Genomic DNA, 5,402 nt, shown 5'->3' on the forward strand with positions numbered 1-5,402 from the left:
GCTCTCCCCGGGCCCCGGCGTGCCCACGGAACTCCCCCGCACACGAACCGAACCCCTCACCGCAGGAGGCACCTTTGACGCCGTCTCAGACGCAGCACCGCACGGCACACCCCGCCCCCGCGGCCATGACCGGACTCCCGGCCGGAGCCGGGACCACGGGCGGCGTCGACGCGCACACTCCCCGGGTCAGTGACGACATGACCGTCGAGGTCGCCCTGGCCGTCATGGCGGGCGCCCGTGTCGGGTACCTGACCGTGTGCGACGGCGACGACCAGAGCACGGGCGTGGTCACCCTGGCCCGGCTCGCCGCCCTCCGCGGCGGTTCCGCGTACACGGACCGGATCCGTCTGCGGGACGTCCTGGACGGATCGCCGCGATCGCGGATCCGGTCCGGCGCCCGGCCCGGCGATCCCGGCGAGCACGCCCGGACCCCGGACGGACTCGCCCTCTCCCACTGATCCGGTGCGTGGTTCTGCGTGTGACCGCCGGCCGCCGCCGCGTTCCTCAGGACGCGCGGACGGGCCGGCCGCTCACCGGTCGAAATAGCTGAAGTCGCCCACGGTCCACGCGCCGACGTCCTTGATCGCGACCCGGTACATGCCGCCCGCCTCGGGGATCCCCAGGTTGCCCTGCAGGATGCGGGCCAGATGGAAGTGCAGGTGCGTGGGCGCCTCGCCGGCGGTCGCGCCCTCCGGCCGGGGACGGGCGAAGATCTCGGAGAACGGGCCGAGCCGGTCGGAGTCCTTCAGGACCTCCGCGACCCGCTCCCTCCACACGGCCTCCGGCGCCAGCCGGCCGGTGATGACGGCGCCGCCCACGACCACGGTCAGCGACATCTGATTGCTCGGCTCGGACTCCACCGCGGCGGAGATGGCGACGAGCAGCTCATCGGGGTTCGACATGAGAGCACATTTTATGCAGTCGCCGGTCCGCGTACCGCCCCACGGTGCTGAACCCGTGGCCCGGACGGCCCGGACCGCACCGGGCGGCGCCTGACCGGACGGCGGCGCGGCGGGGGCAGCCCACCCCCGTGCCGCCCCCGCAGGAAAGCTCTCCTCGCAGGTCGGCGGGGTTCCTCCGGGGCCTCGGGAGCGACGCCCACCGGCGACGCGCCGTGCTTCGCGCCCAAGGGCGACCGGCGGTAACGGAAGGTCGGCACAGCGGCAAGGCCGACAGATGGTGTTGAATTTCCCCCGGGGCCCTGGTGCCGTACGGCGCCGGGGCCCCTCGACGCGTTGCACAGCGAGGTGACATGACAACGGACAACCCTCTCGGTGATCGTCTGGACGACGACGACTACCCCGCATACACGATGGGCCGGGCAGCCGAGATGATCGGAGCCACCCCGGGGTTCCTGCGAGCCCTCGGTGAGGCGCGGCTGATCACCCCGCTGCGCTCGGAGGGGGGACATCGCCGGTACTCCCGCTACCAGCTGCGGATCGCCGCCCGCGCCCGCGAACTCGTCGACCGCGGGACGCCGATCGAGGCCGCCTGCCGCATCGTCATCCTCGAGGACCAGCTCGAGGAGGCCCAGCGCATCAACGCCGAGTACCACCGGGCCGCGAACCGGGCGCCCGGCGGTGGCGACTGATCGTTTCGGGCTCGGACCGCCCAGGGGCCGCCCGCCCCGGAACACGCTCCCCGGAACACCCCGACGCCCGTGCGCGGACCCCTCCGCCAGGGGGCGCCGCCCGGATGCCGACGGCGCCCGGTCCGGGTGTGCGCGTCACCCGGTCCGGGTGTGCGCGTCACCCGGTCCGGGTGTGCGCGTCACCCGGTCCGGGTGTGCGCGTCACGCCGGCGCCTTGACCCCCGGGTCCGTCGAGTCCACCGGGCCGTCCGGGACGGCCGCACCGGTCGAGGCGGACGAGCTCGCCGGGGCTCCCGGGTTCACCGGCTTCGCCTGCTCACGCACGGCCTCACGCACCACGTGGCGGCGGCGGGACGGCCCGAGCAGCGGGTTGGCCACACCCCAGGCCGCGCCCTTGCAGATCAGTTCCTTGTAGACGGCGGCGAGCCGACCCGTCAGGGCCGCCCGCACAGCGCGGTCGTCGCCGGTGACGTACTGGATCAGACCCTCCCTGCGCCCCAGCGAGATGCACTGGTTGAAGTAGCGCAGCGGCATGTCCGGGAGCTTCCCGCCGGTCAGGCGGGCCGCGACGGCGTCGGCGGCCTGCCACGCCATGGGGACGCCCGAGGCGCACGACATCCGCAGCGGCTTGTCGCCGACGCCCTTCGCCAGGGCCGCGTCGCCGACGGCGTACACGTCCGGATGCGAGACCGAGCGCATGGTGCCGTCGACCACGATCCGGCCGGTGTCGGTGACCTCCAGGGCGGTGGCCTGCGCGATCGGGTGGACGGCGAAGCCGGTGGTCCACACAGTGACCGCGGCCGGGACCGCCTCGCCGTCGGCGGTGGTGACGCGGTCGGCCTCGACGCCGGTGACGGCGGCGTGCTCGTGCACGGTGATGCCGAGCCGGTCGAAGACCTTCCGCAGGTGCCCGCGCCCCTTGGGCGAGAGCCAGTCGCCGAGACCTTCGCGGGCGACGAGGGCCACATCGAGGTCGGGACGGGCCTCGGCGATCTCGGTCACGGCCTCCACGCCGGTGAGACCGCCGCCGACCACGACCACAGGCTGTCCGGCGCTGAGCCCGGCGAGGCGCTCACGCAGCCGGAGCGCCCCGGGGCGGCCGGCGATCTGGTGGGCGTGCTCGGCCGCTCCGGGGACGCCCCGGTCGTTCCAGCCGCTGCCGAGGGCGTACACGAGGGTGTCGTAGGCCAGCTCCCCGACGCCGTTGGCGTCGACGACGGTCACGGCCCTGCGGTCGACGTCGACGCCGGTGACCCTCGCGACCCTCAACTCGACGCCGGTGCCCGCGAACATCTCGTCGAGCGGCCGGGGCGGAAGATCCTGGCCCACCGCGAGCTGGTGCAGACGGACGCGCTCGACGAAGTCGGCCTCGGCGTTGACGAGGGTGACGGCGACGTCTTCCGGGCGCAGCCGCCTGGCGAGGCGGCCCGCGACGATGGCTCCGGCGTATCCGGCTCCGAGGACGATGATGCGGTGCTGCATATCCCTGCTCCTGTCTTGAGCGGATTCGACTCCTGAACCGGACGGCGCGCCGTTTCCTGACAGGTACGGGATGTGAAGCACCTCACATCGACGTGGGTGGGCGTCAGAAGGGGACGACCAGGGGTTCGCCGTGGTCGGCGGCCGCCCACCGCTCGCTCGCGCGTTCGAGCTTGTCGGGGTTCACCTGGTTGCGGAACGCGGCGATGCCCTCGGCCGTGACCTCCAGGCACATGACGCCGATGACCCGTCCGTCGAGGACCGCCACCACGGCGGGGCCGCCGTTGGCGGTCGCGGCGTACATCCCGGGCGAGCCGCCCACCAGGGCGCGCTTGGCCTTGCCCGGCTTGAACAGGCCCCGCAGGAACTTCGCGACGGCGAGGGCGCCCTCGAACGCCGTGGCGCGGGCCGGAACCTTTCCGCCGCCGTCGCCGATCGAGACGGCGTCCTGGGTCAGCAGCCGCACGAGCGGCTCGGTCCGGCCGCTGGTCGCGGCCTCCAGGAACTCGTCGATGATCCGCCGGGCGGCGGCCTCGTCGATCTCGGTGCGCGTCCTGCCGTCCGCGACGTGCTTCTTCGCGCGGTGGAAGATCTGCTGGCTGGCGGACTCGGTGAGGTCGAGGATCGCCGCGATCTCCCGGTGCGGGTAGTCGAACGCCTCCCGCAGCACGTACACGGCCCGCTCGTTGGGGGAGAGGCGCTCCAACAGGGCGAGCACGGCGTACGACACCGACTCGCGCTGTTCGGCCGTGTCGGCCGGGCCGAGCATCGGGTCCCCGGCGAGCAGCGGCTCGGGGAGCCACTGGCCCACATAGGTCTCACGCCGTGCGCGGGCCGAGGTGAGCTGGTTGAGGCACAGGTTGGTGAGCACCTTCGTCAGCCAGGCCTCGGGGACCTCGACGCGCTCGACGTCGGCGGCCTGCCAGCGCAGGAAGGTCTCCTGCACGGCGTCCTCCGCCTCGCTCGCGGAGCCGAGAAGGCGGTAGGCGATGGCTCCCAGACGGGGGCGTGCCGCCTCGAACCGGTCCACGTCGCTCATGGTCAGGGGCATGACCGGAATTCTAGGCCGAACCGCCGACGGAGCGGCCGGCCGAACACGCCACACGTGTCAGCCGGCGCCCGGCGCCGCACGCCCCGCGTGCTCCGTCCGGACACGCCCGCCTCGCGGTCCCACGACCAAGATCCGCCGAGACGCCCGCAGAGTCGTCGTGCCGCTGCCAGACTGGACACGCCGGACGGGTGCGTCAGGAGGTTCGGACTCCGGACGGGTGTCCCACGGGTCGGCGTGCGGAAGGCTTCACCGTGGGGCCGGCGCGCGGCCGGCCCGCACGCCGGGGCGCGGTCCCGGCTGACCGGCCCGCGACGGCCGGGTGAGAGCGAGGCGGAGTGGCCCATGAGCGGTAGAGGCGTCACATCCCGGGGCACGACGCCGGAACGCGTGCCGGAGGACTTCGCGGTCGTCGTCGACGCCCATGGGGCGATCACGGCCTGGAGCGCGGGCGCCGAGCAGGCGTTGGGGTACCGGGCCGCCGAGGTCGTGGGCCGGCCGGCCGCCGGCCTCCTCGCCGCGCGGCTGCCCGAGTCGGCTCGGCGTCATGTCGCCGCCGGCCGCCGGACGGCCAGCGAGGTGGCGCTGCGGCACCGCGGCGGAGACCGTGTGGTGCTGCGGCTGCAGGGAACGCCGATGGCGGACGCCGGCCCCGGGCGGCTCTGGCTGGTGACGGGCGCGGGACCGCCGAGCGAGCCCGGGCGGGCCGAGCCGGGCACGGCGGCCCTGTGGGACCTCACGCTCGCGCAGCTTCCCGTGCCGGTGGCGGTCTACGACCGTGCGGCGCGACTGGTGTCGGCCAACGCGTCGATGGCCCACGTGATGGGTCTGACCGTCGACGAGATGCGCGGCCGGACCCTGTGGGAGATCGAGCCCACGAAGCCGTTCGACGAGTACGACCGTCTGCAGCGGCAGGTGCTGCGCACCGGCGAGACGGTGTTCCACGAGGAGCACGGCAAGGCCCCCGGCGAGACCCGGGAGCACGCCTGGTCGATGTTCATCTCACCGCTGAAGGACGAGGCCGGCCGGGTGCTCGGGGTCTCTGCGGCCGTCTTCGACACCACCGAACAGCACTGGGCGCGCCGCCGCCTCGCGGTCCTCAACGACGCCGGCGTGCGCATCGGCAGCGCCCTGGACGTGACCCGCACGGTGGAGGAGCTGGCCGACGTGGCCGTCGCCGGGTTCGCGGACTTCGTCACGGTGGACCTGCTGGAGTCCGTCGTGCTGGGCGACGAACCGGAGCCGCTGCGGCCGGACCGGCCCGTCGTGGTGGGGGGGGGGGGG

6 protein-coding genes are annotated in these 5,402 nt (G+C 74.1%); 3 read left to right on the plus strand and 3 right to left on the minus strand.

Features of this window, described 5'->3' with window-relative positions; translation table 11 throughout:
* Positions 1-125: 125 nt before the first annotated feature.
* Positions 126-458, plus strand: a complete 333-nt coding sequence (locus ACN6LD_RS27850; RefSeq protein ID WP_445044661.1) for a CBS domain-containing protein — start codon at positions 126-128, stop codon at positions 456-458.
* A 72-nt stretch (positions 459-530) separates the two neighbouring features.
* Here ACN6LD_RS27850 and ACN6LD_RS27855 read toward each other — a convergent pair whose 3' ends face one another.
* On the minus strand, positions 531-902 hold the full coding sequence (locus tag ACN6LD_RS27855) for a hypothetical protein (protein WP_319195753.1): 372 nt from the start codon (positions 900-902) through the stop codon (positions 531-533).
* Positions 903-1,252: 350 nt separating this feature from the next.
* Between ACN6LD_RS27855 and ACN6LD_RS27860 the strand changes: the two genes are divergently transcribed.
* Complete coding sequence (locus tag ACN6LD_RS27860) at positions 1,253-1,591, plus strand: helix-turn-helix domain-containing protein (RefSeq protein ID WP_319195751.1); 339 nt, start codon at positions 1,253-1,255, stop codon at positions 1,589-1,591.
* Between the two features lie 201 nt (positions 1,592-1,792).
* Here ACN6LD_RS27860 and ACN6LD_RS27865 read toward each other — a convergent pair whose 3' ends face one another.
* Both ACN6LD_RS27865 and sigJ read right to left on the minus strand, forming a co-directional pair.
* Positions 1,793-3,073, minus strand: coding sequence for an NAD(P)/FAD-dependent oxidoreductase (locus ACN6LD_RS27865; protein WP_319195749.1), 1,281 nt, complete (start codon positions 3,071-3,073; stop codon positions 1,793-1,795).
* 103 nt (positions 3,074-3,176) lie between these two features.
* A complete protein-coding gene (sigJ, locus tag ACN6LD_RS27870) occupies positions 3,177-4,121 on the minus strand; it encodes an RNA polymerase sigma factor SigJ (protein WP_319195747.1) in 945 nt (314 codons plus the stop codon).
* 342 nt (positions 4,122-4,463) lie between these two features.
* Here sigJ and ACN6LD_RS27875 point away from each other — a divergent pair.
* A partial coding sequence (locus ACN6LD_RS27875) for a PAS domain-containing protein (RefSeq protein ID WP_445044634.1) occupies positions 4,464-5,402 on the plus strand: 939 nt, incomplete at its 3' end.

The organism is Streptomyces sp. SAS_272, assembly GCF_052543235.1.